The following is a 26,457-nucleotide window of genomic DNA, read 5'->3' as shown; positions in this document are numbered from 1 at the left end:
GTGACAACAGCAAAATCAGACGCATTCAACCTCCCGCAGGCGGCTTCACAAATTCCGCCTGGATGCGCACATGCACGTCGTCGCCCACAGCCGGATACCACGTCGAAAGCCCAAACTTCGAACGGCTGAAGCGGCCTTCCGCCGAAAAGCCGAGCGTGTCCTGCTTCGTGAGCGGATCGGGTGCGAAGCCGTTGAACGTCACGTCGAGCGTGACCGGTTGCGTGGTGCCGTGAATCGTCAGGTCGCCGGTTAGCGTTCCACGCGAATCGCCGGTCCGCTCGAAGCGCGTGCTCACGAAGCGTATCTCCGGGTAGCGCGCGACATCCAGCATCTGGTCGCCCTTCACCATCCTGTCGAGAAGCGGCACATTCGTGTCGATGCTTGCCGCGTCGATCGACGCCGTCACCGCGCTTTTATCCAGCCCGCCAGAGTTCCAGTCGAGTTGTGCGGTCTTGCGATCGAATCGCATCGTAAAGCGCGAATACTTGAAGTGATCGATATCGAACGTGATGCTGCAATGATTCGGATCGAGCGTGTAGCGTCCGGCCGGCACACGCGTTTCCGTTGTGCTGACCGTGTGCGTCACCACCCGAAGTGGCGTGCAGGCCGCCGCTGTCGCAAGCGCCGTGACCAGGAACGCGCGCGTGAGCGCGGCGCGTAGCGTGAGTGTCCGCATGTCGTCGATCCGTGTTTCGAAGAGCATCACCATAACGCAAGCGCCCGGCGTCATCCAGATTCCATGAACGATTGTCGCCAGAACTTGACAGGGGAGAATGATCGTTCTACCTTTCGTTCATGGAGACTTCCCTGGCTTCTTCTGACAATCCGTCGACAACCGGTGCACGCGAGCGGCTGCTCGACGCCGCCGAGGCGCTGATTTACGCCGGTGGCATCCACGCGACCGGCGTGGACGCGATCGTGCGTCAGTCGTGTACGGCGCGCAAAAGCTTTTACACGCATTTCGGCTCGAAGGACGCGCTGGTTGCCGCTGCGCTCGAACGGCGCGACGAACGCTGGATGAACTGGTTCACCGGCAACACGCTCGCGCGCGGCACGGCGCCTCGCGCACGGCTCATTGGCATGTTCGACGTGTTGCGGGAGTGGTTCTTGTCGGATGATTTTCATGGCTGTGCGTTTCTCAATGCGGCCGGAGAAATCGGCGCCGCCGATGATCCGATCCGCGTCGTCGCGCGTGAACACAAGGCGCGTCTGCTTCGCTTCGTGCGCGAAGTGTGCGACGACTACGTGGCATCGACCGGTCCGGACGTCATCACACAGAAAAAGCAGGGCAGGCAGAACAAGCCGGACGATCAGCCGGATCGGCGCACGGCACGCGCCGCGCGGCTGTCGCGGCAATGGCTGATCCTGATCGACGGCGCGATCGGCGTGGCGCTCGTCAGTGGCGACGCCGACGCCGCGCTCGATGCGCGCACCGCAGCCGGACAGTTGCTCGAAGCAGATTTCGCTGTCTCTCGCCCGTCGGGCCGACGGGTGTCCACCCAACGTCAGGAGAAGTCATGACCGAACCGATCGAAAGCCGTCCGCCCTTTCCGCCTTTCACGCGCGAAACGGCGATCCAGAAAGTACGCGGAGCAGAGGATGGCTGGAACACGCGCGATCCCGAGCGCGTGGCGCTTGCCTACACGCCGCAAAGCGTCTGGCGCAATCGCTCGGAGTTTGTCACGGGTCGCGCGGAGATCGTCGGCCTGCTGCGTCGCAAATGGGCGAAGGAGCTGGATTACCGGCTCATCAAGGAATTGTGGGCGTTCAACGACAACCGGATCGCCGTGCGTTTTGCCTACGAATGGCACGACGATTCGAACAACTGGTTTCGCTCATATGGCAACGAAAACTGGGAGTTCGATGCGAACGGCCTGATGGCTCGCCGTCACGCAAGCATCAACGACTTGCCGATCCGCGAGGCGGACCGTCTGTATCACTGGCCGCTCGGCCGTCGTCCGGACGATCATCCCGGGCTGTCGGATCTGGGCCTGTAAGCGCGGGCTCGCGTCGCGCTTTTCACCAATTCGCCATCGGTTCTCCGTTATTGTTCTCCCTGGGCGGTACGCGGCAGCTCGCGTGCCCGCTTTCCCGAGCGTATCCACCCCTTCGTGCCGCGCGCGTTGAGGTACAGTGCGCGACGGCGGTGACACCACCACTCGACAAGAACATGGATCACGTCGGCATCCGACCGACGACGGAGAGGACATGCGTTTCTGGCGCAAGAAAAACAAAATAGCATGCGCGGCCGTGGCCGCGGCGGCGGGCCTCGGCATGACGACCGCGGCGCACGCAACCGACTGGTGCAAGGGCGGCGTCTGGGCCGACGTGATGGTTGGGTCGTATCACATCAACCCGGACCCAAACGAACACTTCCGGGAGTTCAATCCTGGCCTCGGCGTCGAGTGCTGGCTGAACAACGAATGGGCGTTGACGGCCGGTGGCTTTCGCAATTCGCTGTCGCGTCCTTCGTGGTACGGCGGCGGCGTCTGGTCGCCCGACTTCACGCACTGGGGCTTCGTGCGACTCTCCGTGATCGGCGGCATCATCTCGGGCTATAACTACGGCAACTGGGGCCTCGGTCGCGATCACACAATCGGACCGGTGGTCGCGCCGGTCCTGATGTTCGAATACAAGCGCGTCGGTGCAAACGTCATTCTGATTCCGCCGATCCCGTCGGACAATCTTCCGTTCACGTTGGGGTTTCAGCTGAAGGTGAAGTTCTAGCAGGATCGCATCGTCGCAATGGTGAGGAATTCCAGGAGATGCCCGCAGAGGTGAGGTAATTCGGGAGCTACGGGGCGATGCCGTCAGGTGAGTGTTTCCAGGATGGTGAGGATATCCAGGAGATGCTCGTCGTACCGAAAAGCGCACGCAGTTGGGCGTAGTGTGGCGATACAAACCACAGCAGGTTCGCGCGTGCGTTCCGCGAAGCCTGGGACGTCGATCCTTCCAGATACCGGGCGGCAAACTAACATGCCTGAACCCGAAGTGCCCGTGGCCCCCTGCACGCCGATGTCATCTACACTTTCGTCACGGATGAGCTAACCTCAATCAACGATTGCACGGAGAGGTCAAATGTCATACGCGTACAAGGAAGTGGATTCGCCGGTCGGCAAACTCAAACTCGTCGCGAAAGGGGCCGGCCTGGTCGCCGTTCTCTGGGAAAACGAGCGGCCCAACCGTGTGCGGCTCGGCGAAATGGTCGAGGCCGAACACGATCCGGTGCTCGATGAAACGGAGCGCCAGCTCAAGGAGTATTTCGCCGGCGAACGCACCGGTTTCGATCTCGAACTGGATTTTGCCGGAACGTCGTTCCAGAAGCAGGTCTGGGCCGCGCTGTTGACGATTCCGTTCGGCGAAACCCGCAGCTATCTGGACATCGCGACGCAAATTGGCAACCCGAAGGCGGTTCGCGCCGTCGGCGCGGCGAACGGCAGAAACCCCATTTCGATCATCGCGCCGTGCCATCGCGTGATCGGCGCGTCGGGCGATCTCACCGGCTTCGCGGGCGGACTGAAGGCGAAGGAAACGCTGCTGGCGATCGAAGCCGCAAAGATGCCAGCATCCACATCCGTGAAAACGTCGCGTCGGTCAAACGCGACGCGCAACCGGACCGTAGCGCAAACGACGCAGCAATCGCTGTTCGACGGCAGTCTTTGACGTCGCATGAGGACGTGCGCCACGTGGCGTACAACACGGCCCCTATGATATTTTCGCGTCAACAACCCGGGACCGGACGCGATGGACATACTGCGGAACATGAAGATCTTCGTGCGGGTGGCGGAGATCGCCAGCTTCACGGTTGCAGCGCAGCAACTTGAGGTGACGACCGCGCAGGCCTCCCGCGCCATTTCCGAACTCGAGGTTCACCTGCGCACGCGTCTGCTCAATCGCACGACGCGTCGCGTTGCGCTGACCGATGCGGGCAATCGCTATCTGATCCGCTGCAAGGAAATTCTCGGCCTGATCGAACACTCCGAAGCCGAAGCCGAAGCCGGCGACGCGAAAGACACGCCATCGGGCGTGCTGCGTATTCACGCACCGCTTAGCTTCGGCCATATCTACGTGATCCCCGCGCTCGCGGAATATCTCGAGGCGAATCCACGGGTGCGCGGGGAGCTGACCCTGTCGCAACGGATTCCCGATCTGCTCGACGAAGGGTATGACGTGTCGTTTCAGATCACGACCGCGCATCTGCAGGATTCGGCGCTGGTGTCCGCGCGCATTTGCACGATGCCGGGCGTGCTGTGCGCGTCGCCGCGGTACATCGAACGGCATGGCACGCCCGCTACCGTCGCGGCGTTGCTCGAGCATGCCTGCCTGCAATTCGTCACACCGTATTTTCCAGTCGACCACTGGAAGTTCGAGACGCCCGGTGGCGTCGAGGAAATCGATCTGCCGCCAGGCAAGCTGCGCGTGAATTCGCCGGATGCGCTTGCGGGCGCGCTTGCTCGCGGCATGGGAATCGGCGCGCTGCCGATGCTCTCCGCGCTGCCGCTGCTGCGCAGCGGCGAGCTGGTGCACGTGCTGCCCGAGTGCAAGCTGCAGGAAATGACGATTTACGCGGTGTACGCGTCGCGTGAATATCTCGACGCGAAGATCAGGACGTGGATCGCGTTCCTCCGCGAACACGTGACGGCCGCGCTGGCGGCGGCACACGCCTGATCGTCCTTCGACTGTCGCTGCCTGCCGCCGCTCACTGGGTGGCCAGACGCTCAAAGGTGTCAAAGCGAGCAAACGGCGGCTGTACCTCAGTCACCTCGAATGCGTCGACAAGCGCTGCGGGCATACCCTCGCTGAGCCAGGCGCACAGGGTCGCCAACTGCTCCGGAGAGCCCTGCAGCATTGCCTCTACCGAACCATCCATCCGGTTGCGAACCCAGCCGGTTACACCCAGTGCGCTGGCGCGGCGCACGCACGCCTCCCGATAGCCGATACCCTGTACCTGGCCACGCACCCGTACCAGCCGGGTTTCGAGCGGTTCGTCGTTTTCGCCGGATTCCATGCGCGTACTCCATCATGTTGATGCATCTGCGAAGGCGCTTGAATGAAGCGGCTCGACTGTACCAGCCTCAAAACGAATAGCAGAGCCGTCATTGTCCGGAAAACGAGATATCGTTTTCGCCCGAATTGCGCGACTGTTGCCAGATTTCAGGCGCCTTCTTCGCCACGTATACGCTGATGCACTGAGCGTGCAGGGAGCGTTCGAATCCGGCTCATGACGTCGGCCTTTCGCGCTTCATGGCTTGCCCGCCGGGTGGCGGGCAAGCAGGCACGGCGCCTGGGCGGATGGACAGAAAGTGCGGACGGCGCAGGTGTCTGTTTTATTTCAGGAGCGTCATCTGCACGACCTTCACGACAACCAGGCCGACGGCCAGCACCAGATAGCCGCGCAGCACGCCCATCCAGACACGCTTGCTCAGCGTGAGGTTCGGAGGTGGCAGTTCATCCAGCGGCGGCATGCGCCACGTGTCGCGCGCGCCTTGCGGATACGTCTGTACCGCGCCGTCCGCCGTTTCGCGACGAAGCCTGCGAATGCCGACCGTGGCGGCGTAGCCGAAGATGGCAAGCAGTGTCCCGCCAGCGAGCGTTTCCAGAATCGTTTCGCCCGTGATGTCCGGGTAGACGACCGAGGCGGTCAGGATGATGGACAGCATCACCAGAACCCAGACAACAGCGCCCGTGAACAGGTTCAGCTTCTTCGAGTTGACCCACGGGCCGAGCACCGCGCGATCGTTGCACAGCAGCAGCAGGAACACGGTGGCGCTCGGAAGCAACACGCCTGCGAGCGTCTGCACCGCTTCGGTCAGGAGTCCAAGCGGGCTACCGGGAATCAGCACCAGAGCCGCAGCGGCGGCGACGATGCCGAAATACACAAGATAGAAACCCTTCGCGTCCGTCACGCCGCGATGCAGCGAATGACGGATCTTGAACACGTCGCCGATGGCATACGCGGTCGACAGCGAAACCGCAGCGGCACCGATGATGCAGGCGTCGAGCAGCGCAACGGCGAACAGCACCGCGGACGTGCGGCCCGCATATTTCTCCAGACCAGCGATGACACCGCCCGCGTCTGTGAAATTCCCGAACTCGGGTTTGCCGGCGTACATCGCAGCGCAGAACGAAATCATCGCCACTGCGCCAATCAGCACGAACAGAATGCCAATCCACAGGTCGGTTTTTTCATACGTCATGAAGCGCGGCGTGATGCGCTTGTCGACAATGTAGCTTTGCTGGAAAAATAGTTGCCACGGTGCAACGGTGGTGCCGACGATACCGATGACCAGCAGCATCACATCGCTCAGTTTCGAGTGGGCGGGCCAGTTCGGAATGAAGAAATCGCGCGTCATCTGGCCAACCGGCGGGTGAATCGACACCAGCACCGGCACCAGCAACAGGCTCAGCAGGCACAGCACCACGGCGAAGCGTTCGAAGCGCCGGAAGTTGCCTGTGCTGACGGCGGCCATGGTCAGCGCCGCGGCAATACAGACCCCCAGAATCTTCGAGATGCCGAAGAAGTCGAGCACGAACGTGATGCCGATGAACTCGGTCACGATCGTCAGCGCATTGAGGACAAACAGATCGACGACGCTGAAGGCCCCCCAGAATTTGCCGAAGCGTTCGAAGATGAGGCGCGCGTGGCCGACACCGGTGACGGCGCCCAGTCGCAGCACCATTTCCTGGTTGACGAAGAGGACGGGCACCAGCAGCAGCATGGTCCACAGCAACGTGGTCCCATAATTCTGCCCGGCCTGGGTGTAGGTGCCAAAGGCGCCGGCGTCGTTGTCGCCGACCATCACGATGAGGCCGGGGCCAAGAATGGCCAGCAGCGTGCGAAAGCGCGCCCACCAGCTGGTGCGCGGCGCGGTGTCGTGGTGGGCGATGGTGCCCAACGCACCCCTGATGTCGCCGACGTGCGCGGAGTCAAGCACGGCGCTGCGTGGCGGTGAGACGTTAGCTGGAGTGGCCATTTTGCTTTCTTCCCCGATTCTGGTTATTGAAAGGAAATTGCGTACCTCCGGCATACGTAAGGGCGTGTACCGTCGAACGACGGCGTCGCTTGCGTATGGCGGAAAAGAGCGCGAACTTACGAAACGAATGTCTTGAAACGCTGCCAGAGAGCGGCGAATGGGTGCGGTTCGCGGGCGTGGAACGCGAGCATGGCGTCGTAGTGGACGCGTGATTCCTGAACGTGTGGCAGTTGCGACAGGAGGAGGCCGAAGTTCATGATGTTTCTCCGAGTGGCTGGCTTAATGCGGTTCGCGGAAAGCCAGCAGACACGGCGCTTCGGCGCATCATGCGCGCGGCGGCGAACGTCTACTCGCTTTCCTCAGGCAAAGGTAAAGATGAGCGGCATATGGGATAACTGTCACTGTCCGGCATGGCGGCTCCTTATCAGCGTTTGCTACGCACGTGTTTATCCACGCGTTGGCCCACGCCGGTGAATCGAAAGGGCGCAAGCGAACGCTGCCGCGAGTTGACACTCGCGACGCTGTGCCATGCGGACGCGCGGAATCGCTGCGGCCAGATGGCGCTAATCAAAGATGCACGGAGAGCGTTGCTACGGCGCGCACCGTCTGCCTGCTGGCAAGACGGCGGCTGGATGAAGAGAGCGCGGACGTCCTGCCGGTCAGGCAGCGAAACTATTCGAAGGTCGACTACTGCAGGTGTCCAAGGCATCAGCCCCGTTTGTGAAGATTTTTAAATTTTAGGCGTCGCTCGAATCTGAAGTCAACATGATTCGCCAGGCAGCGCCAATATAATTTCCCGGCGCCCGTCATCCTTTCGAAATGACATGAATGAAGGGTTAATGAAAAATCAGAGATGCTGCGGCGAATGCGAAGCAGAATCGTTTGTCCACAGAATGTGGCGGGAGATTCGGAGTGCGATGTTCTTTGCGATTTTTTTACTTGCCGTTTGACACGCGTGCCGAATACAATCCGCCCGTCTCATCAAAAGGAGTCCCTCGTGGACGCATGCTCGAGTAGTGGAAGTCCGACGCCGGCCTGTGCCGGCGCAGTAACCGCGAGATAGCCGCAGCAGGAACACTCCTTCGCCGCTAACTCGCTCTGGTCGGGTTGGCGCGCTTCATCACCGACTGGCTTTCTGCCGGTCTGTCAGCAGCACGCTCCCTTTGTCTGGCCGCCTTTCGCAAGTTCACTTGCGAGACGCCAGCATGTCTTCATACGTCGAGGCGACCTGTCTGTGTCAGGTCACGCCGTGGTGGCAGTTGCAGGCGGACTTTCAGTACGCGTTCCGTCCGGCGGGTGGCATTCCGAATCCGGAGAACCCATCGCAGCGGGTCGGCAATGAAGCCGTGGTGGGCCTGAGGACCAGCATCATGTTCTGACGCTGCTGCACCAGACCGTCTTCATGCATGCGGGCCGTTGATATACAACGTGCAAAGAGTCTGCGCCAGACAGGGGGCATGGAGGTTATTGAACGTCACGGCGCTGGGTGGACATGAACTGGTGACGCTTCTGGCGCTACTTCAAACACCTGTCGATGTGATGGCCACAACGGAGGATGTTCTGGAGATTCGGGAAGCTGGACTGGTCCAGATGGTTGACCCCGTCGCGTCCTTCGCCACGTGTTCTTCGGGTACACGTCTTGCGGACTACCTGAGATTCCATATTCCCCAGATTGCAATCAGCAGCGCCGTGCCAAAGCCACAACCTAACAGGATATAGGTATCCATTTTGAGTCCTCGAGATAGTGCGGGTGTGGGAGTCAGCGCGCCAGCGCAGCGACATCGGCGGCGTACCGGGTTGCCCGACCGTGCAGGCCGTCGATGGATATGCCATGCCTGACGGCGGTACATGTCACGCTACAATCAGTCGCCGGATACTACCCTCGCATCCTTTCAGAAAGCATGACCGGTTCTTCGCTGCTTAAACCAAAGGTCGCGCCCCATCTGCGCCGGGTTGCTTTGTGGAGGCCTGGACTGCTCGTCATGCTCGCTGAGTGTGATGCCGGGAACCTCGTAATGGCGGCGCGGGTCGGTGCGCAATGGGGGCTTCATCCAGACGCGAATATCTCAACCTGGATCGTGGCGCTGCGGGAGCCTGTCGAAGGTGCGATGGTCGGGTTCCACGACATCACCAATCGCGAAGACCTCATTCCCGCTGCCTGAAAAACATCACGCGCGGCGTGCGTCAGTGCTTCGGCACCAGCGCATCGACGAGCGCGGACGTGGTCTGTTTGAGCGATTTCGGGTCGCCATAGACCCGCTCCATCACGGCGATGCCGCGCGTCATCGTGACCACGAGCTTTGCCGCCTGCGCCGCTGGAATCGCGAGTCGCGTTTTCGCCTCGGGTGTGTCCAGCGCGCTGCGTACCGCGGCCTCCAGTCCGTCGATCATCTTTTGCAGCGCCTCGCGCAGGCGCGGCGAATCCGGATCGACTTCAATCGCGGTCTTCGTCGACAGGCAGCCGCGCGACGGCGTGCCCTGCACGAGCGAGGCAATCACAAAGGCGAAGAAAGCGAGCAACGAATCACGTACATCGGGCTTCTTCAGCGCCTGGCGCGCGCCGGCGATAAACCGTTCGGTGTATCGCTCGAACACGCGCATGAAAATCTCTTCCTTGTCGCCATACGCGTTGTAGAGCGAGCCGCGCTGCACGCCGGTGGCCTCTGCCAGATCCAGCATCGAGGTCGCGCGGAAACCCTTGCGCCAGAAAACCTCCAGCGCCTGCGCAAATGCGCTGTCTTCATCGAACTGCCGAACGCCTGCCATGCCTGCTCCAGTACACAAAACTGCAATGATCATATTTTGACACCGCTGTCAGGAATGTGCAAAAGCGTCAGGTCGCGGCGGTACGAAGAGAGGTGAGGGTATTCGGGAGACGAAGTTCCACCTCGCCTTGCGGACCCTGATGTACCGGCCATGCGTCCCGCATGCATCGGGCGGCGACATCCGCGCGGCGCACCGTCGCTGGCTGCATGACTGGCGGGTTTTAATTAAATGCAGGGCCAAAAGATTCACAACAATCAATCCCGTTCAGCACGCAAGGCCGACAACGATCAATTCATGGCTTCCTGCGTGCTTCCCACTACGGTGGGTACTGGAACGCCTTTCGACGACCGCTGTCCTACAGTACTGGCGCTCGACGACCCGGTATGGATTCAGGGTGTTGCGCGAAGCGCCGGCCAGTGTGCGATGAGCGGCGTAGCGATACGTCGCGGCGATGCAGTGTATCGTCGTGGAAGTCGCGGCCGACGCGTGCCAGTCAACGTCGGTGCGATGATCCGCGCGTCGGCGTTTGCGTGAACCGGGCGCCACAGGCGCCCATCTCCCCACAAGGACAGGACACGACATGAACAAGCTCACCACTGCATTTGGTGCACCCGTTGTCGACAACAATAACATCCAGACGGCCGGCCCCCGTGGGCCCGCGCTGCTGCAGGATGTGTGGTTCCTCGAAAAGCTCGCTCATTTCGACCGTGAGGTGATTCCGGAGCGCCGCATGCACGCGAAGGGCTCCGGTGCGTTCGGCACCTTCACGGTGACGCACGACATCACGAAGTACACGCGCGCGAAACTCTTCTCCGAAATCGGCAAGACGACGCCGATGTTTTCCCGCTTCTCGACGGTGGCTGGCGAGCGGGGTGCCGCCGACGCCGAGCGCGACATCCGTGGCTTTGCATTCAAGTTCTATACGGAGGAAGGCAACTGGGACATGGTCGGCAACAACACGCCGGTGTTCTTCATGCGCGATCCGCTCAATTTCCCCGATCTGAACCACGCCGTGAAGCGTGATCCGCGCACCGGCATGCGCAGCGCGGAAAACAACTGGGATTTCTGGACGCATCTGCCCGAAGCGCTGCATCAGGTGACGATCGTGATGAGCGATCGCGGCATTCCGAAGTCGTTTCGCCACATGCATGGCTTCGGTAGCCATACGTTCAGCCTGATCAATGCCGCGAACGAGCGCCACTGGGTCAAGTTCCATTTCCGTACGCAGCAGGGCATCCAGAATCTGACCGACGCCGAAGCGGAAGCGCTCGTCGGCAAGGATCGCGAAAGCTCGATGCGCGATCTGTACGAAAGCATCGAGAAGAAAGCGTTTCCGCGCTGGACGCTGTTCGTGCAGGTCATGCCGGAGAAGGACGCGGCCACCTATCCGGTCAACCCGTTCGATCTGACGAAGGTCTGGCCGAAGAAGGACTATCCGCTGATCGAAGTCGGCTATGTGGAGCTGAACCGCAATGCGGAGAATCATTTCGCCGACGTCGAGCAGTCCGCGTTCAATCCGGCCAACATCGTGCCGGGTATCAGTTTTTCGCCGGACAAGATGCTGCAGGGCCGTCTCTTTTCGTACGGCGATGCGCAGCGCTACCGGCTCGGTGTGAACCACAACCAGATTCCGGTGAATGCGCCGAAGTGCCCCGTACACAGCTATCACCGCGACGGCCTGATGCGCGTCGACGGCAACGCGGGCGGTGCGACTTCGTACAATCCGAATTCGCGCGGCGAGTGGATCGAGCAGCCGGATTTCCGCGAACCGCCGCTTTCGCTGGAAGGCGCGGCGGATCACTGGAATCATCGCGTCGATGAAGACTATTTCTCGCAGCCGGGCGCGCTGTTCCGTCTGATGTCGGCGCAACAGAAGCAGGCACTGTTCGACAACACCGCGCGTGCGATCGCGGGCGTGTCGAAGCCGATTCAGGCGCTGCATATCGAGCACTGCACGAAGGCCGATCCGGCTTACGGCGCGGGCGTCGCGAAAGCGATCCAGGCGGTCGAGGAAAAAGCCGGGCGCTAAAACCCTGCGCTGAATCTTCGTCCGGAAGGTTCGGACGATTCAGGCAGGGACATCGCATCGAAGAAGGGGCGTGGCGTCGATCGCACGCTCCTTCTTTGTTTCTTCGGCCTGAAAATGGTTATTCAGGCGCATCGGTGAGTATTTACGGGAGCCTCATGCAACTACCCGCAACTGCCCGCGGCTCCCGTCACGTGCTTTGGTCAGGTACGCGGCGTCACGCTTTGGCGGGCTGGCCGATCTCGTGATTCGCGAGCACTTCGAGTGCGCGAACCATCGCCGAGTGATCCCACGCCTTGCCGCCGTGCGCGACGCATGCGTTGAAGAGCGCCTGACACGTCGCCGTGTTGGGCAGCGATACGCCGAGCGCCTGCGCCGTGGAGAGCGCGAGGTTCAGGTCCTTCTGATGCAGCTCGATGCGAAAGCCCGGGTCGAACGTGCGCTTCGTCATCCGTTCGCCGTGGACCTCGAGAATCCGCGAGGAAGCGAAGCCGCCCATCAGCGCCTCGCGCACGCGCGCCGCGTCGACGCCCGCTTTCGACGCCAGCAGCAGCGCTTCGCCGACCGCCTCGATCGTCGCCGCGACGATCACCTGGTTGGCGACCTTGCACACTTGCCCCGCGCCCACGTCGCCGATCAGCGTGACGTTCTTGCCCATCATGTCGAAGAGCGGCTTCACGGCATCGAACGTGGCCTGCGTGCCGCCGACCATGATCGTCAGCGATCCGGCCTTCGCGCCCACTTCGCCGCCCGAGACCGGCGCGTCCAGATACTCCGCGCCGCTTTCGCGCACGCGCGCGGCGAACTCGCGCGTGGCCATCGGCGAGATCGAGCTCATGTCGACGACCGTCTGGCCCGCGCGCAGCGCGCCCGCGAGTCCATCCTCGCCGAACAGCACGCGCTCGACGTCGGGCGTGTCCGGCACCATGATGAAGATGACGTCGGCTTTCGCCGCGACGGCCGCCGGGCTGTCGCAGGCGACGGCGCCGGCCTGCTTCAGTTCGTCCGGCACGCCGCTGCGCGTGAAGGCCGCGAGCGACACGTTGTTCTTGAGAAGATTCGCTGCCATGGGCTTGCCCATGATGCCGAGTCCGATAAAGCCTGCTGATTGCATGTGATCCTCCGTTCGGTCTGTCGGGTTCAGTGTGTCGTTGAATCGGGTGTCTGGCGTGCCGGGTTCAGGCAGCGATGAAGTGCTTGCGCACGGCCTGCGCGGCGTTGCGCAGCAGACCGAGATCGGCGCATACGGCCACCACCTGGCAGCCCATCGCGATGTACCGTTCGGCGTCGGCCTGGACCGGCGCCAGGATGCCGCTTGCCTTGCCGCCGGCATTCGCGCTCGCGAAGATGCGTTCGATGGCCTGCTGCACTTCCGGATGGTTCGCGTCGCCGAGATGGCCATAGCCCGCGGCAAGATCCGACGGGCCGACGAACACCGCGTCGACGCCGTCGACGGCCACGATCTCGTCGATCGCTTCGACCGCCGCGCGGCTTTCGATCTGCACGATCACGCAGATATTGTCGTTCGCGATGTCGAGGTAATTGGCGACCGTGCCGAAGCGGTTCGCGCGATGCCCGACCGACACGCCGCGTATGCCGTGCGGCGGATAGCGCGTCGCGGCGACGGCGCGCGCGGCATCGGCGGCGCTGTCGACGAACGGAATCAGGAAGTTGCAAAAGCCGGTGTCGAGCAGGCGCTTGATCACGACGCTCTCGTTCGCCGGCGGCCGGACGACGGGCGCGCTGCGGCTGTCCTTCAGCGACATCAGCTGCGGAATGAGCGTGATGACGTCGTTCGGCGCGTGTTCCGCGTCGAGCAGAAGCCAGTCGAAGCCGATCACGCCGAGCATTTCCGTAACGATCGGGCTTGCCAGCGACGACCAGCAACCCACGAGCTTCTCGCGGTTGCGTACGGCCTGACGAAAACTGTTGGGCAGGGGCTGAAACGGCGAGGCAGCGATCATGAATTGTCCTTCGGCTGGGTGACGAGTGGCGGGCAGAACAGGGCGCCCGGCAGGATTGGGCCCGCGCTCCGTTCAAAGCATGATGTTATCTGTCATCGTATATCTTAATTATATTATGCACCTGACAATATGCTTTCATATTCACGTTAACCATTATATTAAACAATGAAATGACCTTCCCCTGCCTCTCATCAAGTTATACGATGACTGATGATATAAGTGCCTGATATCGCGCCCCACAGCGAACGTGGTGCGACATACATGATGCGACGGGAAGGAAGGCGAGGAAAGGGCAGAACGCCCGAATGACAAAGGTGAGCGCGAAATGGCGTCGCGCTCACCTCCCGAAAAAGCTCACCACAAGCGTGGTGCTACTGGCTTTTCACAAATGCGGTGATCGTTGCGTTCAGCAGTTCAGGCGCCTGGCGATGCGGCGAATGTCCGCAGCCGTCGAGTTTCGCGAGTTGCACGTGCGCGACGTGCTGCTGGATCAGGTCGATCTGCACCATCGTGCCGTATTCGTCGTCATGGCCCTGGGCGGCAAGCAGCGGGCACGTGATCGAGGGCAGCACGCCGGTGATGTCCCAGCGCCGGAAGTCGGCGTTGAGCCAGATGTCGTTCCAGCCATAGAACGCGGAATCGACGTCGTCGTGATAGCGCGCGAGCTTCGGCTTGAAGTCGGTCGTCTCGAAGGCGATTTTTGCCTGCGCGATGGCGTCGACAGACTTCTGCTCGACGATCACATGGGGCGCGACGACGATCGCGCCACCCAGCGCGTGCGGAAACGCCGCCGCATAGAGCAGCGTGATCGAGCCGCCGTCGCTATGGCCGACGAGCCACATGCGCGCGCGTTCGGCTGCGTCGATCCGGAGGGCGTCGAGGAGGGCGGGCAACACGTCGTACGCCTGCCGGTGCATGAAATCGACGGGCCACTTGATGTCGTGATCACGCGGCGTCGAGTGGCCATAACCCGGGCGCGAGTACACGAGACCCCGGAAACCCAGCGCGTCGCACAGTGTTTGCGGCCAGTCTTTCCACATCGCGATCGAGCCGAGCCCTTCGTGCAGAAACACGGCGAGCGGCGCGTCGACGCGCTCCGGGCTGAGCCATTGATACTCGATGCGAAGCGCGCCGCGATCCACGCCGGCAGGCAGTTCAGCGAAGGCCGACGACAGGGGTGTGCGGATCCGGTCCATTAGACAGTCACAGAAACAGAAGCGTTGAGCGGCGTTTCACCGCGTATCTTGGGCGGGTTCGATGGTATCCGGCGCGGGCGCATCATGGTGCCTCACGTAACTTGAAACGCTGGATCTTGCCTGTCGCCGTCTTCGGCAGATCGTCGACGAACAGGATTTCGCGCGGGTATTTGTGCGGCGCAAGCCGTGCCTTCACGAAGGCCTTCAGTTCGGCGGCGAACGCGTCGGTCGCCGTTGCTTCGTGTTTCAGCACGACGAACGCACGTGTTTTCATGAGCCCGTCGCGCGTCACGCCGACGACCGCCGCTTCGAGCACGTCGTCGTGCTGCATCAGCACCATCTCGACTTCGATCGGCGACACGTATTGTCCGCTGACTTTCAGCATGTCGTCGCTGCGGCCGGCATACGTGTAGTTCCCATCCGGCAGACGACGATACTTGTCGCCGCTTTTCAGCCAGTCGCCGAGAAACGTCGCGCGCGATTTGTCGCGGTTGCACCAGTACATCAGCGCGGCGCTCGGTCCCCGGATGTAAAGGTCGCCGATTTCGCCGTCGGGAACCGGCTGGCCGCTTTCGTCGCGCAGTTCGATATCGTAGCCCGGCACCGCGGTGCCCGTCGTGCCGTACGCAACGTGACCCGCGCGGTTCGACAGGAAGATGTGCAGCATCTCGGTCGAGCCGATGCCATCCAGGATCTCGCAGCCGAAGCGCTCCGTGAAATGCTCGCCGGTTTCGCGCGGCAACGCCTCGCCCGCCGACGTACACACGCGCAACCGGACGTCCGCGCGCGCGGGCAGGTCCGGCGAGGCGAGCATGCCCGCGTACAGCGTCGGCACGCCGTAGAAGATGGTCGGCTTGTGGCGCGTGAGTTGCGCGAAGACGGCCTCGGGCGCTGGCCGGCCGGCCATCAGGATGGCGGTTGCGCCGACAGAAAGCGGAAACGTCAGCGAATTGCCAAGGCCGTATGCGAAGAACAGCTTCGCCGCCGAATAGACGACGTCGTCCTCGCGGATACCCAGCACGCGCTTGCCGTAGAGCTCGGCCGTCCAGTACAGGTTCGCGTGCGTGTGGACCGTGCCTTTCGGCTTGCCCGTCGAGCCGGACGAATACAGCCAGAACGCGATATCGTCGGCGTGGCTTGCCCAGGGCGTCGCGCGCGGCGTGGATTCGTCGATCATCCGACGAAACACATGCTCGCCAGGCAGATCCGCGTCCTGCGGCCGCGAGACGACGAGCACGCAGCCTTCGTCAGCCTTATCGGCGAGCGCCTGCGTGATCACCTGCAGCAGCGTGCCTGTTGCGATGACCGCGCGTGCGCGGCTGTGATCGAGCATGTACGTGTAGTCGGCGGCCGTGAGCAACGTGTTCGCGACGACCGGCACGACCCCGGCATACAGCGCGCCGAGAAACGCGACCGGCAGATCGGTCGTGTCGTGCATCACGAGCAGCACGCGCTCCTCGGGGTGAATGCCGAGTTTCGTCAGCGCGCTCGCGAAGCGGCGCGCAAGCGACTCGAGTTCGCCGTAGGGCATGACGCCGTTGTCGTCGATATACGCGGGCTTCAGGGCGCGCGCTTCGTTCAGCGCAAAAAGGTGCGCGGCAAAGTTGAAATGAACAGGCGGCGCTTCGACGGCGGGTTGACCGTTTGCGGCGTCCGGCTCTACCAGGGCTTCCATGCTTGTCTCCTGACGTGGGCGACGCGTGTCCGGCTGGGCGTGAGCCGCCGTCACACGTTCTTGTTGTCGGTTGTCTGGGTCGATTCAGTGGCTCGCGCCTGTTCCCGCTGCTGGCGCCGGAGGGCTACCGCCATTCGTCACCACTCGCCGGTGAGCAGGCTTCGTCGTCACGCAATCACGCTGGACGTCGCCTGCTGCACCGCTTCGTTCGTTGCGGCCGGCGCCTGGATCGCCGCGCGGCGATGATAGAAATTCAGCGCGCGCAGGCCGCCCAGTTCCTCGCCGCCGCCGGCCCGGCCCGGGCCGCCGTGCAGCGACATCGGCATGACGTTGCCGTGGCCGGTCTGGCTTTGTGCCACCGAAGGCGAGATCGCATGGACGCGCCCGTGCGTATCGGCGAGTTCGAGCGCGATTCGCGCCAGCCGCGCTTCGTCGTTCGAAAACACCGACGCGACGAGCGAACCGTGTCCGCGTCGCGCGAGCGCGATGGCGTGCGCTTCCTCCAGCGACGCGTCCTGCGCGGCCGCCACGGTGTACGCGCACAGCGTCGCGACCGGACCGAATACCTCGATGTCGTGAATACGCGTGGCTGTGTCCGCGTCGTCGACGACCAGCAGATGCGGCGCGACGCACGCGGCAACGGCCGGGTCGGCGTCGACGAGTTCGACGCCCGAGCCATCGAACGCGACGCGCGCTTCCTCGCGCAATGCCGCGATGCCGGCGCGCACGTTGTCGTACTGTTCGCGGTTGACGAGCGCGCCCATGCGCACCGACTCGTTGCGCGGGTTGCCGATGGTGATTTTCGCGAGTTTCGCGACGAGCGCGTCGGTGGCCGAGGCGAGATGCTGCTTCGGCACGAAGGCGCGCCGGATCGCCGTGCATTTCTGACCCGACTTCACGGTCATTTCTCGCACGACTTCCTTGATGAAGAGATCGAACGCCTCGGTGCCCGGCGCGGCATCGGCGGCGAGGATCGCGCTGTTCAGGCTGTCCGCCTCGACGTTCAGGCGCGCGCCGTGCTCGACGAACGCGGGATGCGCGCGCAGCTTCGCAGCGGTTTCAGCGGAGCCGGTGAACGAAACGACATCGAACGCGCCGATCGGGTCGAGCAGGCCCGCCGAGCTGCCGCAGATCACCGAAAGCGCGCCGTCCGGCAGAATGCCGGCCTTCACGACATCGGCCACCATGCGCTGCGTGAGCCATGCGGTCGCGGTGGCGGGCTTGACGATCACCGGCACGCCGGACAGCAGCGCGGGCGCGGCCTTCTCCCACAATCCCCACGACGGAAAATTGAACGCGTTGATAAAAAGCGCGACGCCGCGCGTGGGCGTCAGCACGTGTTGCGTGGTGAACGACTTGTCCTTGCTGAGACTCACGGTGGCGCCGTCGCGCAGCGCGTGGACCTCGCCGAGCGTCGCGCCCGACTTCGCGTAGTACGACAGCGTGAAGATTCCTCCGTCGATGTCGACCGCGGAATCGTTCTTCGTCGTGCCGGAATTCGCGAGGGCGATCGCGTAGTAGTCGTCGCGGTTCGCCTGCAGCACCTTCGCGACTTCCGCGAGCAGAGCGGCGCGCGCCGCATAGGTCAGGCTGCGCAACGCGGCGCCGCCCCGAGTGCGGGCGTAGTCGAACGCGGCGGGCAGGTCGAGGCCCTGGCTGGAGACGCGCACGAGCGCTTCACCTGTCACCGGATCGCTCAGCAGCGTGCCTTCGCCGCCACCGGCGACCCACTTGCCGGCGATAAGGTTTTCTAGCAATGCGGCCATGAGATGCCCTTCCTGAGTGATCGGTCTAGCGGCTCACAGCGCCGGCTTCGTGGAACGTTGCGGCGTGATGCAATGCGACGCAATGAGCGGTGGCTGCGATCCGGATGTGAATGTGGAAAGCGGCGCGCGTCAGGCGGCGGCTTCCTGTTTCGTGAACTGGATTGCGCCTTCGGGCAGCAGATAGAGCACGAGCGCGCTGCCATGAGCGACCGTCGGCCGGTGCGCGGTGCCTGGCCCATAGACGCACCAGCCAGCCGGATGGCCGTCGAAGGTCGCGCCTTCGGTGAGCGGAATGATCAGATCGATTTCACCGTTCGGATGCACGTGATGCGGCCCGGCGATGTCGGTCATGCTGACGACGTCGACCGAGAAGCCGTGTGTTTCCGGCAGCGCCTTGAAGATGCGTCCGTAGCGGATGCCGCCCGCTTCGCGCTCGCACAGCCAGCCTTCCTTCACGCCGGTGCAGCAGGCGTCGGCGAGTTCGGCCCAGGCCGCGCCCGAGGCGGGATATTCGGCGTTCAGCCAGCCGGCGAGATCCTGATCGAGCGGGCGCGCCGCGATCCTGCGGGTCACGCCGGCAATCAGCGTTCGAAATGTGTCGGGGGACATGCGTGTCTCCACCGCGCGCGAGGCGCGGATCGTCGCCGTGACGCGAGCAGGCCGCAGGCGTCTGGCAGTCTTGAAATGTGCATTAAACTTAGCGTGCGACAAACTGCATGTCAAGCACTATAATTCATTAAAGTCCGCTCAGAGGATGCTTCAACATGAAACAAACCGCCGCCGTGCAATCCGCCGTGCAATCGACTGAGCCTGCGGATCAGGACGCCGCGCCCGACGACGCGCGTGAAGCCCGCGATCCGTTTCTGGTCGGAATGGGCGAGCGCGTGCGCGTGCTGCGCGCGCGCCGCGGCCTGACGCGCAAGGCGCTGGCGAAGGAAGCGGATGTCTCCGAGCGCTACCTCGCGAACCTCGAATCCGGTGTGGGCAACGCGTCGGTGCTGTTCCTCCGCCAGCTGACGAAGGCACTAAACTGCACGCTGGCCGAGATCGTCGGCGACGAAACGACGTCTTCCGCCGACTGGCTGCGCATCCGCGAACTGCTTTACGGCCGCGATCACGACACGTTAAAGCGCGCCCGCGCCGCGCTCGAGGAGATGCTTGCCACCGCGCCGCAAGATCCCAACCGGCGCAACCGGATCGCGCTGATCGGCCTGCGCGGCGCCGGGAAATCGACGCTTGGCCGGATGCTCGCGGACGAGCTGAAAATGCCCTTCGTCGAACTGAACCGCGTGATCGAGCAGCTGGCGGGCTGCCCGCCGGCGGAAATCCACGCGCTGTACGGAGCGAGCGCTTACCGGCGCTACGAGCACCGCGCGCTCGAAGCGGTGATACAGGAGCATCCCCGCGCGGTGATTGCTTCTCCGGGCGGTCTCGTGTCCGAGCCCAGCACACTGAACGCGCTGCTCGCCCACTGCTTCACGGTGTGGCTGCAGGCCACGCCGGAAGAACACATGCGGCGCGTGATCGCCCAGGGCGACCTGCGGCCGATGTCCGGCAACAAGGAAGCGATGGATGACCTGAAGCGCATTCTGGAAGGCCGCGGCGAGTTCTACGGACGCGCCGACATGACGTTCGACACCAGCGGCAAACCGCTGGCGGAATGCTATCTGTCGCTGCGAGACCGGCTGGCGGCGCGGATTGCCTCGGAGTGACGTTGGCGTCATGGCGACACGATGGCGGCGCGTACACTGAACTAAAAAGCACGTCCGGGAAAACCCGTAACAAGCATTAAAGTGCTTTACTCGAGTAAAAAGATGCACTATCGTACATTCAACAAACCCGCAATGTACGAAGGAGACATCCATGTCAGTCGCTCAATCAGTGGAGCAGGGCACCGCGACAGGCGTCACGCCGGTTCAGGCATCTGCTGCGCCGTCGGCCGGTCCGCGGGTCGACTACCGCACCGAGCCGTCACGCTATAAACACTGGTCGCTGACATTCGATGGCCCCGTCGCCACGCTCGGCATCGATATCGCCGAAGACGGCGGCATTCGCGAAGGCTACAAGCTCAAGCTCAATTCGTATGATCTGGGCGTCGACATCGAACTGCACGATGCGATTCAACGCATCCGCTTCGAACATCCGGAAGTGCGCACGGTGGTCGTCACGAGTCTCAAGGACCGCGTGTTCTGCTCCGGCGCGAATATCTTCATGCTCGGCCTGTCGTCGCACGCCTGGAAGGTCAACTTCTGTAAATTCACCAACGAAACGCGCAACGGTCTCGAAGACACGTCGCGCTATTCGGGCATCAAGTTTCTCGCGGCAGTGAACGGTGCGTGCGCCGGCGGCGGCTACGAAATGGCACTCGCGTGTGACGAGATTTACCTCGTCGACGATCGCTCGTCGTCCGTCGCGTTGCCTGAAGTGCCGCTGCTCGGCGTGTTGCCCGGCACCGGCGGTCTCACCCGCGTCACCGACAAGCGCAAGGTCCGCCATGACCGTGCCGACATCTTCTGCACGATCGTCGAAGGCGTGCGCGGCGAGCGCGCGAAGCAGTGGCGCCTTGTCGACGAAGTGGTCAAGCCGAACGTGTTCAAACAGACCGTGCAGGCGCGCGCACTGGAACTGGCCGCGCAGAGCGACCGGCCGGCTGACGCGAAAGGCGTGACGCTGACGCGCGTCGAACGTCAGGACCGCGAAGACGGCATCGGCTATGCGACCGTCGACGTCACGATCGACCGCACGAAGCGCACCGCGACGTTCACCGCGAAAGCGCCGTCCGGCAACCCGCCTGCCGATATCGACGCAATCGTCGCGGCCGGCGCGAACTGGTGGCCGCTGCAGTTCGCCCGCGAACTCGACGACGCGATTCTCTCGATGCGCACCAACGAACTCGACATCGGCACGTGGATCTTCAAGACGGAAGGCGACGCCCGCGCGCTGCTCGCCGCGGATGCCACGCTGCTTCAGCACAAGGACCACTGGTTCGTCCGCGAAACGATCGGCATGCTGCGCCGCACGCTGGCGCGCATCGACGTGTCGTCGCGTTCGCTCTTCGCGCTGATCGAGCCGGGTTCGTGCTTCGCCGGCACCTTCGCCGAACTGGCGTTCGCGACCGACCGCACCTACATGGCCGCGCTGCCCGGCAACGAAGACGAAGAACCGGCGATCACGCTGTCCGACGTCAACTTCGGCCTGTATCCGATGATCACCGGCCAGTCGCGCCTCGGCCGCCGCTTCTACGACGAAACCGGACCGATGCAGGCCGCCCGCGAGCAGACCGGCAAGCCGGTGAAACCGGTCGAAGCCGAACGTCTTGGGCTCGTGACCGCTTCGCCCGACGACATCGACTGGGCCGACGAAATCCGTATGGCGATCGAAGAACGCGCGGCGATGTCGCCGGACGCGTTGACGGGCCTCGAAGCGAACCTGCGCTTTAACGGGCCGGAAACGATGAACACGCGCATCTTCGGCCGGCTTTCCGCCTGGCAGAACTGGATTTTCAACCGGCCGAACGCGGTGGGCGAGAAGGGCGCGCTCAAGGTGTACGGCAAGGGCAGCAAGGCGCAGTTCGACCTGAACCGCGTGTAACGCGCGCCTTATCGAACGTTCCCTGCTCAACGATCCCGTAACGCACGCGCCCAGGCTCCAGCTCCAGTTCAAGCTCAAGGAAACAGACATGTCCACGATCAACTACAGCGAAAAGATTCCGAACAACGTCAATCTCGCCGACGACCGCGCGCTGCAACGCGCGCTCGAACAATGGCAGCCGAACTTCCTGTCATGGTGGGGCGACATGGGCCCGGACGGCTCGCACGGCTACGACGTCTATCTGCGCACGGCGGTGAGCGTCGATGCCGGCGGCTGGGCGCACTTCGATCACGTGAAGATGCCGGACTATCGCTGGGGCATTTTCCTCGCGCCCGGCGACGCGGAGCGCAAGATCAACTTCGGCGAGCACAAGGGCGAAGCCGCCTGGCAGGACGTGCCCGGCGAACACCGCGCGAACCTGCGACGCATCATCGTCACGCAGGGCGACACGGAACCCGCTTCGGTGGAACAGCAGCGTCACCTCGGGCTCACCGCGCCTTCGATGTATGACCTGCGCAACCTGTTCCAGGTGAACGTCGAGGAAGGGCGTCACCTGTGGGCGATGGTCTATCTGCTGCATCGCTACTTTGGCCGCGACGGTCGCGAGGAAGCCGACGCGCTGCTCGACCGCCGCTCCGGCGACGACAACAACCCGCGCATTCTGGGCGCGTTCAACGAGCGCACGCCGGACTGGCTGGCGTTCTTCATGTTCACGTACTTCACCGACCGCGACGGCAAATTCCAGCTGTCGGCGCTCGCCGAGTCGGGTTTCGATCCGCTCGCCCGCACGACGAAGTTCATGCTCACGGAAGAAGCGCATCACATGTTCGTCGGCGAATCGGGCGTGTCGCGCGTGATCCAGCGCACCGCGCAGGTAATGAACGAACTCAAGACCGACGACGTCAACAAGCTGCGCGCCGCGGGCGTCATCGATCTGGAAACGATCCAGCGTTACATCAACTTCCATTACTCGGTGACGATCGACCTGTTCGGCGCCGACCAGTCGTCGAACGCGGCGACGTTCTACAGCTCGGGCCTGAAAGGCCGTTACGAAGAAACCAAACGCGACGACGATCATCAACTGAACGGCCAGAACTACAAGCTGCTCGACGTGCAGGACGGCAAGCTCGTCGAACGCGAAGTGCCGATGCTCAACGCGATGAACGAAGTGCTGCGCGACGACTACATCAAGGATTCGGTGGCGGGCGTCGGACGCTGGAACAAGGTGCTCGAAAAGGCCGGCATCGATTTTCGCGTGACCGTGCCGCACAAGGCGTTCAACCGCCAGATCGGCACGTTCGCCGGCGTGCGCGTCGCACCCGATGGCCGCGTGATCAACGAAAACGAATGGAAGGCGAACGAGGCCACCTGGTTGCCGACGCCGGAAGATCGCGCGTACGTGGCCTCGCTGATGGGCCGCGTGATCGAACCCGGCAAGTTCGCGAACTGGATCGCGCCGCCAGCGATGGGCGTCAACCGCCAGCCGGTCGATTTCGAATACGTGCGCTTCAACTGATTCATCCCGGCACTACCAGGCGCCCGGTTGCGCAGCGATCTGTCGCGACGCAGCCGGATGCAGGGGGAGACAAAACATGAACGGCCCAGCCCCGATCGCAGTCCTCAGGCAGCATCTGATCGACCCGGAAATCTGCATTCGCTGCAACACGTGCGAAGAGACCTGCCCGGTCGATGCCATCACGCACGATTCGAACAACTACGTCGTGAAGGCCGATGTGTGCAACGGATGCATGGCGTGCGTGCCACCGTGTCCGACGGGCGCCATCGACAACTGGCGCAACGTGCTGAAGGCCGACGCGTACAGCATCGACGAACAGTTCACGTGGGACGAACTGCCCGCGCACAACACGACCGCGAGCCCCGCGCTCGATGAAGTCGCGCCTCAACCTGGCGATGCGGAGGAATCAGCGGAAACGTCGGAAGGCATCGAGGTGGACACGGTGCGCGGCTCGACGTTGCCACCCTGGTCGTCGGCCAAGCCCTATGTGAATCTTTATACGCATAAAGCCCCCATGTCGGCGACGGTGGTCGGCAACTACCGGCTCACGGACGAATCGACTGAAAGCGACATACATCACATCGTGCTGGATTTCGGCACGATGCCGTTCCCGGTGCTGGAAGGCCAGTCGATCGCCGTGTTGCCACCGGGTTCGACGAAGGACGGCAAGACGCATCACGCGCGACAGTATTCGATTGCGAGCCCGCGTGACGGTGAGCGCAAGGGCTACAACAATCTGTCGCTCACGGTGAAGCGCGTCACGCAGGACTATCACGGCAATGCGACGGATGGCGTGTGCTCGAATTATCTGTGCGACCTGAAGAAGGGCGACAAGGTCGACGTGATCGGCCCGTTCGGCAGCACGTTCCTGATGCCGAATCATCCGAACTCGCATTTGCTGATGATCTGCACGGGCACCGGCTCCGCGCCGATGCGTGCGATGACGGAGTACCGGCGCCGCCGCAGGCTGAAGGGCGCGACCGGCAAGCTGATGCTGTTTTTCGGCGCGCGAACGAAGGAAGAGTTACCGTACTTCGGGCCGCTGGTGAACCTGCCGCGTGATTTCATCGATACGACGTTGGCGTTTTCACGGACGGCGGGTCAGCCAAAGCGCTACGTGCAGGACGCGATGCGCGAGCGCGCCGCGGATGTCGCGCAGATGCTTCGCGACGCGAACACCTACATCTACGTGTGTGGTCTGAAAGACATGGAAGACGGCGTATTGCAGGCATTGCGCGATATCGCCGAACAAAATGGACTTGAATGGGAACCGCTGTGGAAAACGCTCAAACGCGAAGGGCGCCTGCATCTCGAAACATATTGAGACCGATCTAGAGGTGAGGTTTTGCGGGAGTCGATGAACGGTGCGTAACGCGACAACGCGTTGCGCACCGTTTTGTTTTGGGACGCTAAGTTTTGTGGATGACTTTGCCGGGTTGCTTCACGAGCGTATCGAACACGATGAGCTCGCGTCGCGCGACCGGTACACGTGGACCTTCCAGGATTCCGGATCAAAGCGCTTCAGCACATAGATCAACCGGCAGTATCGGCCGCGCTCCCGGTGACCGGCACGCACACCGCGCCTTCCATTAACCGTCGTGCCGAACGACTGACGACCGCTTTTGTCACGACCCACGCGCCGTTTTCCTCGTGGGCTTCGGCACCGACCGTCAGCGTGCCCGACGGATGCCCGAAGCGCACGCGGCCGTCCGGACCGAGCGGCGCAATCGCGCTCACGATCGTATCGGGAATCGCTGCCGCGACGGCGAGCGCCACCGCGCCCGTGCCGGTCATTGCGTGATGCAGCTGGCCCATCGAGAAGATGTGTGCGACAAGATCGATCTCATCGGGGTGAATCGCTTTGCCATCCGATGCGACGTACGGCGCAGCACGCGCAACAAACGCCAGCTTGGGCGTGGCGGGGCGCAGGCGGGTTGCTTCGTCCGCGCTCGCGGACAAACCCATCGCGACCGCACCGTGTGCCCGGATGGCCTCTGCACGGTCCAGCAGCGAGCGGTCCGGATTCACGTCGGCCTGCAATTCGATTCCGCTGAGCCCGAGGCTTGCCGCGTCGATGAAGACAGTAGGATTGCCTGCGTTGATCAACGTCGCCCGGATTGCGCCAACGCCTGGCACGTCGAGTGTCTCGATGCGCGCGCCGGTGGGAAACAGGCCACCGGCGTCTGCTTTGTCTTCGCCGTCGCCGCCGGCCGGATCGAGAAATTCGAGCTTGATTTCCGCGCCGGGAAACGCGACGCCGTCGAGTTCGAAATCGCCCGACTCGAGCGGTTCTCCATCCTGCATCGGCACATGCGCGACGATGTGCTTGCCGAGATTGGCCTGCCAGATGCGCACGATGGCCACGCCGCTGGCCGGCGCGTCGACCAGCCCCTCGCTGATCGCGAATGGCCCGACAGCGGCCGAGAGATTGCCGCAGTTTCCTGACCAGTCGATAACCGCGCTATCGATCGGCACCGCGCCGAACCAGTAATCGACGTCGCTATCGGCGCGCGCCGAGCGCGACACGATGACGACCTTGCTGGTGCTCGACGTGCCGCCGCCCATACCGTCGATCTGCTTGCCGTAGCGATCGGGGCTGCCCGTGATGCGCAACAGCAACTGGTCACGCGCGAGCGGATCCTCCGGCAGAACGTCCGCGCGAAAGAACACGCCTTTGCTGGTGCCGCCGCGCATATAGACGGCGGGAATTTTCAAACGTTGCATGACCCGACTCCTGAATGTCGAACACACAGCGTACCGACGATCGGGGCGAAAGAAAACCTGGCCGTTCGGCCAGGGTGACGCGCTTTCGCTGGCACGGCACACTGGCAGCAATCGACGGAAGTTTTCAACGCGACGCAGGTGGGGCGTCGAAGGAACACGGGCGGGGTGCGCCTGCGTGTTACGGCATGGCGTAACACGCAGGCGTCGTGGTTAGCGAAACCGATATAGCAGTGAGGCAGCAATCATGGAGCAACAGAAG

General features: G+C 63.0%; 24 protein-coding genes and 1 pseudogene. 13 read left to right on the top strand and 12 right to left on the bottom strand.

Going from position 1 to position 26,457, the window contains the following annotated elements:
* Positions 1–25: 25 nt before the first annotated feature.
* Positions 26–676, bottom strand: a complete 651-nt coding sequence (locus BLV45_RS18675) for a YceI family protein (RefSeq protein ID WP_090535685.1) — start codon at positions 674–676, stop codon at positions 26–28.
* 119 nt (positions 677–795) lie between these two features.
* Between BLV45_RS18675 and BLV45_RS18670 the strand changes: the two genes are divergently transcribed.
* From BLV45_RS18670 to BLV45_RS18650, 5 genes are all read left to right on the top strand, one after another.
* Positions 796–1,521 carry a TetR/AcrR family transcriptional regulator gene (locus tag BLV45_RS18670; RefSeq protein ID WP_176954207.1) on the top strand — a complete coding sequence of 242 codons (726 nt, stop codon included), beginning with the start codon at positions 796–798 and terminating at the stop codon, positions 1,519–1,521.
* Entirely contained in the window at positions 1,518–1,997 is a 480-nt protein-coding gene (locus BLV45_RS18665) for a nuclear transport factor 2 family protein (protein WP_090535450.1), read from the top strand. Before BLV45_RS18670 ends, BLV45_RS18665 begins: the two co-directional genes overlap by 4 nt.
* Before the next feature lie 211 nt (positions 1,998–2,208).
* Positions 2,209–2,727, top strand: a complete 519-nt coding sequence (locus BLV45_RS18660; RefSeq protein ID WP_090535449.1) for a hypothetical protein — start codon at positions 2,209–2,211, stop codon at positions 2,725–2,727.
* Positions 2,728–3,078: 351 nt separating this feature from the next.
* Entirely contained in the window at positions 3,079–3,663 is a 585-nt protein-coding gene (locus BLV45_RS18655) for a methylated-DNA--[protein]-cysteine S-methyltransferase (protein ID WP_090535448.1), read from the top strand.
* A gap of 81 nt (positions 3,664–3,744) precedes the next feature.
* The gene (locus BLV45_RS18650; RefSeq protein WP_090535447.1) at positions 3,745–4,668 is read left to right on the top strand and encodes a LysR family transcriptional regulator; all 924 of its coding nucleotides are present in this window, start codon (positions 3,745–3,747) and stop codon (positions 4,666–4,668) included.
* 31 nt (positions 4,669–4,699) lie between these two features.
* Here the strand turns inward: BLV45_RS18650 and BLV45_RS18645 are convergent, their stop codons facing one another.
* The 3 genes from BLV45_RS18645 to BLV45_RS27620 form a co-directional block, all read right to left on the bottom strand.
* The gene (locus BLV45_RS18645) at positions 4,700–5,008 is read right to left on the bottom strand and encodes an acylphosphatase (protein WP_090535446.1); all 309 of its coding nucleotides are present in this window, start codon (positions 5,006–5,008) and stop codon (positions 4,700–4,702) included.
* Between the two features lie 319 nt (positions 5,009–5,327).
* On the bottom strand, positions 5,328–6,974 hold the full coding sequence (locus BLV45_RS18640) for an NRAMP family divalent metal transporter (protein WP_090535445.1): 1,647 nt from the start codon (positions 6,972–6,974) through the stop codon (positions 5,328–5,330).
* A gap of 116 nt (positions 6,975–7,090) precedes the next feature.
* Positions 7,091–7,231: a hypothetical protein gene (locus tag BLV45_RS27620; protein ID WP_176954206.1), complete on the bottom strand. Its 141-nt coding sequence runs from the start codon at positions 7,229–7,231 to the stop codon at positions 7,091–7,093.
* Between the two features lie 945 nt (positions 7,232–8,176).
* Between BLV45_RS27620 and BLV45_RS18635 the strand changes: the two are divergent.
* Positions 8,177–8,353: pseudogene (locus BLV45_RS18635) on the top strand (carbohydrate porin); the annotation flags it as partial.
* A gap of 522 nt (positions 8,354–8,875) precedes the next feature.
* Positions 8,876–9,136, top strand: a complete 261-nt coding sequence (locus BLV45_RS18630) for a hypothetical protein (protein WP_090535443.1) — start codon at positions 8,876–8,878, stop codon at positions 9,134–9,136.
* Positions 9,137–9,158: 22 nt separating this feature from the next.
* On the opposite strand, the gene BLV45_RS18625 is transcribed toward BLV45_RS18630, so the two are convergent.
* Positions 9,159–9,740, bottom strand: a complete 582-nt coding sequence (locus BLV45_RS18625; protein ID WP_090535442.1) for a TetR/AcrR family transcriptional regulator — start codon at positions 9,738–9,740, stop codon at positions 9,159–9,161.
* 228 nt (positions 9,741–9,968) lie between these two features.
* Between BLV45_RS18625 and BLV45_RS18620 the strand changes: the two genes are divergently transcribed.
* Complete coding sequence (locus BLV45_RS18620) at positions 9,969–10,274, top strand: DUF3331 domain-containing protein (protein WP_090535441.1); 306 nt, start codon at positions 9,969–9,971, stop codon at positions 10,272–10,274.
* Positions 10,275–10,320: 46 nt separating this feature from the next.
* The gene (locus BLV45_RS18615) at positions 10,321–11,769 is read left to right on the top strand and encodes a catalase (protein ID WP_090535440.1); all 1,449 of its coding nucleotides are present in this window, start codon (positions 10,321–10,323) and stop codon (positions 11,767–11,769) included.
* Positions 11,770–11,983: 214 nt separating this feature from the next.
* On the opposite strand, the gene BLV45_RS18610 is transcribed toward BLV45_RS18615, so the two are convergent.
* The 6 genes from BLV45_RS18610 to BLV45_RS18585 form a co-directional block, all read right to left on the bottom strand.
* On the bottom strand, positions 11,984–12,880 hold the full coding sequence (locus BLV45_RS18610) for a 2-hydroxy-3-oxopropionate reductase (protein WP_090535439.1): 897 nt from the start codon (positions 12,878–12,880) through the stop codon (positions 11,984–11,986).
* Positions 12,881–12,944: 64 nt separating this feature from the next.
* Positions 12,945–13,730 carry a 2-dehydro-3-deoxyglucarate aldolase gene (gene garL / locus BLV45_RS18605; protein ID WP_090535438.1) on the bottom strand — a complete coding sequence of 262 codons (786 nt, stop codon included), beginning with the start codon at positions 13,728–13,730 and terminating at the stop codon, positions 12,945–12,947.
* A 371-nt stretch (positions 13,731–14,101) separates the two neighbouring features.
* Positions 14,102–14,926 (bottom strand): alpha/beta fold hydrolase, encoded by an 825-nt coding sequence (locus BLV45_RS18600; protein ID WP_090535437.1) that lies wholly within the window; start codon positions 14,924–14,926, stop codon positions 14,102–14,104.
* A gap of 82 nt (positions 14,927–15,008) precedes the next feature.
* Positions 15,009–16,601: a benzoate-CoA ligase family protein gene (locus BLV45_RS18595; RefSeq protein ID WP_090535436.1), complete on the bottom strand. Its 1,593-nt coding sequence runs from the start codon at positions 16,599–16,601 to the stop codon at positions 15,009–15,011.
* Between the two features lie 167 nt (positions 16,602–16,768).
* On the bottom strand, positions 16,769–18,367 hold the full coding sequence (locus BLV45_RS18590; protein WP_090535435.1) for a 3,4-dehydroadipyl-CoA semialdehyde dehydrogenase: 1,599 nt from the start codon (positions 18,365–18,367) through the stop codon (positions 16,769–16,771).
* A gap of 129 nt (positions 18,368–18,496) precedes the next feature.
* On the bottom strand, positions 18,497–18,976 hold the full coding sequence (locus BLV45_RS18585; protein WP_090535434.1) for a 4-hydroxylaminobenzoate lyase: 480 nt from the start codon (positions 18,974–18,976) through the stop codon (positions 18,497–18,499).
* Positions 18,977–19,131: 155 nt separating this feature from the next.
* On the opposite strand from BLV45_RS18585, the gene BLV45_RS18580 reads away from it, so the two are divergent.
* The 4 genes from BLV45_RS18580 to boxA all read left to right on the top strand — a co-directional run bounded on the left by BLV45_RS18580 (position 19,132) and on the right by boxA (position 24,798).
* The gene (locus tag BLV45_RS18580; RefSeq protein WP_090535433.1) at positions 19,132–20,079 is read left to right on the top strand and encodes a helix-turn-helix transcriptional regulator; all 948 of its coding nucleotides are present in this window, start codon (positions 19,132–19,134) and stop codon (positions 20,077–20,079) included.
* A 151-nt stretch (positions 20,080–20,230) separates the two neighbouring features.
* Positions 20,231–21,958 carry a 2,3-epoxybenzoyl-CoA dihydrolase gene (gene boxC / locus BLV45_RS18575; protein WP_090535432.1) on the top strand — a complete coding sequence of 576 codons (1,728 nt, stop codon included), beginning with the start codon at positions 20,231–20,233 and terminating at the stop codon, positions 21,956–21,958.
* 88 nt (positions 21,959–22,046) lie between these two features.
* Positions 22,047–23,474, top strand: coding sequence for a benzoyl-CoA 2,3-epoxidase subunit BoxB (boxB, locus tag BLV45_RS18570; protein ID WP_090535431.1), 1,428 nt, complete (start codon positions 22,047–22,049; stop codon positions 23,472–23,474).
* 76 nt (positions 23,475–23,550) lie between these two features.
* Positions 23,551–24,798 carry a benzoyl-CoA 2,3-epoxidase subunit BoxA gene (boxA, locus tag BLV45_RS18565; RefSeq protein WP_090535430.1) on the top strand — a complete coding sequence of 416 codons (1,248 nt, stop codon included), beginning with the start codon at positions 23,551–23,553 and terminating at the stop codon, positions 24,796–24,798.
* A 209-nt stretch (positions 24,799–25,007) separates the two neighbouring features.
* On the opposite strand, the gene prpF is transcribed toward boxA, so the two are convergent.
* The gene (prpF, locus tag BLV45_RS18560) at positions 25,008–26,198 is read right to left on the bottom strand and encodes a 2-methylaconitate cis-trans isomerase PrpF (RefSeq protein WP_090535429.1); all 1,191 of its coding nucleotides are present in this window, start codon (positions 26,196–26,198) and stop codon (positions 25,008–25,010) included.
* Positions 26,199–26,457 lie beyond the last annotated feature (259 nt).

The organism is Paraburkholderia sartisoli, from assembly GCF_900107685.1.
GTDB classification, from domain to species: Bacteria; Pseudomonadota; Gammaproteobacteria; order Burkholderiales; family Burkholderiaceae; genus Paraburkholderia; species Paraburkholderia sartisoli.
The sequence above is the reverse complement of the archived record's forward strand: the minus strand, read 5'-3'. Positions and strand labels throughout refer to the sequence as shown.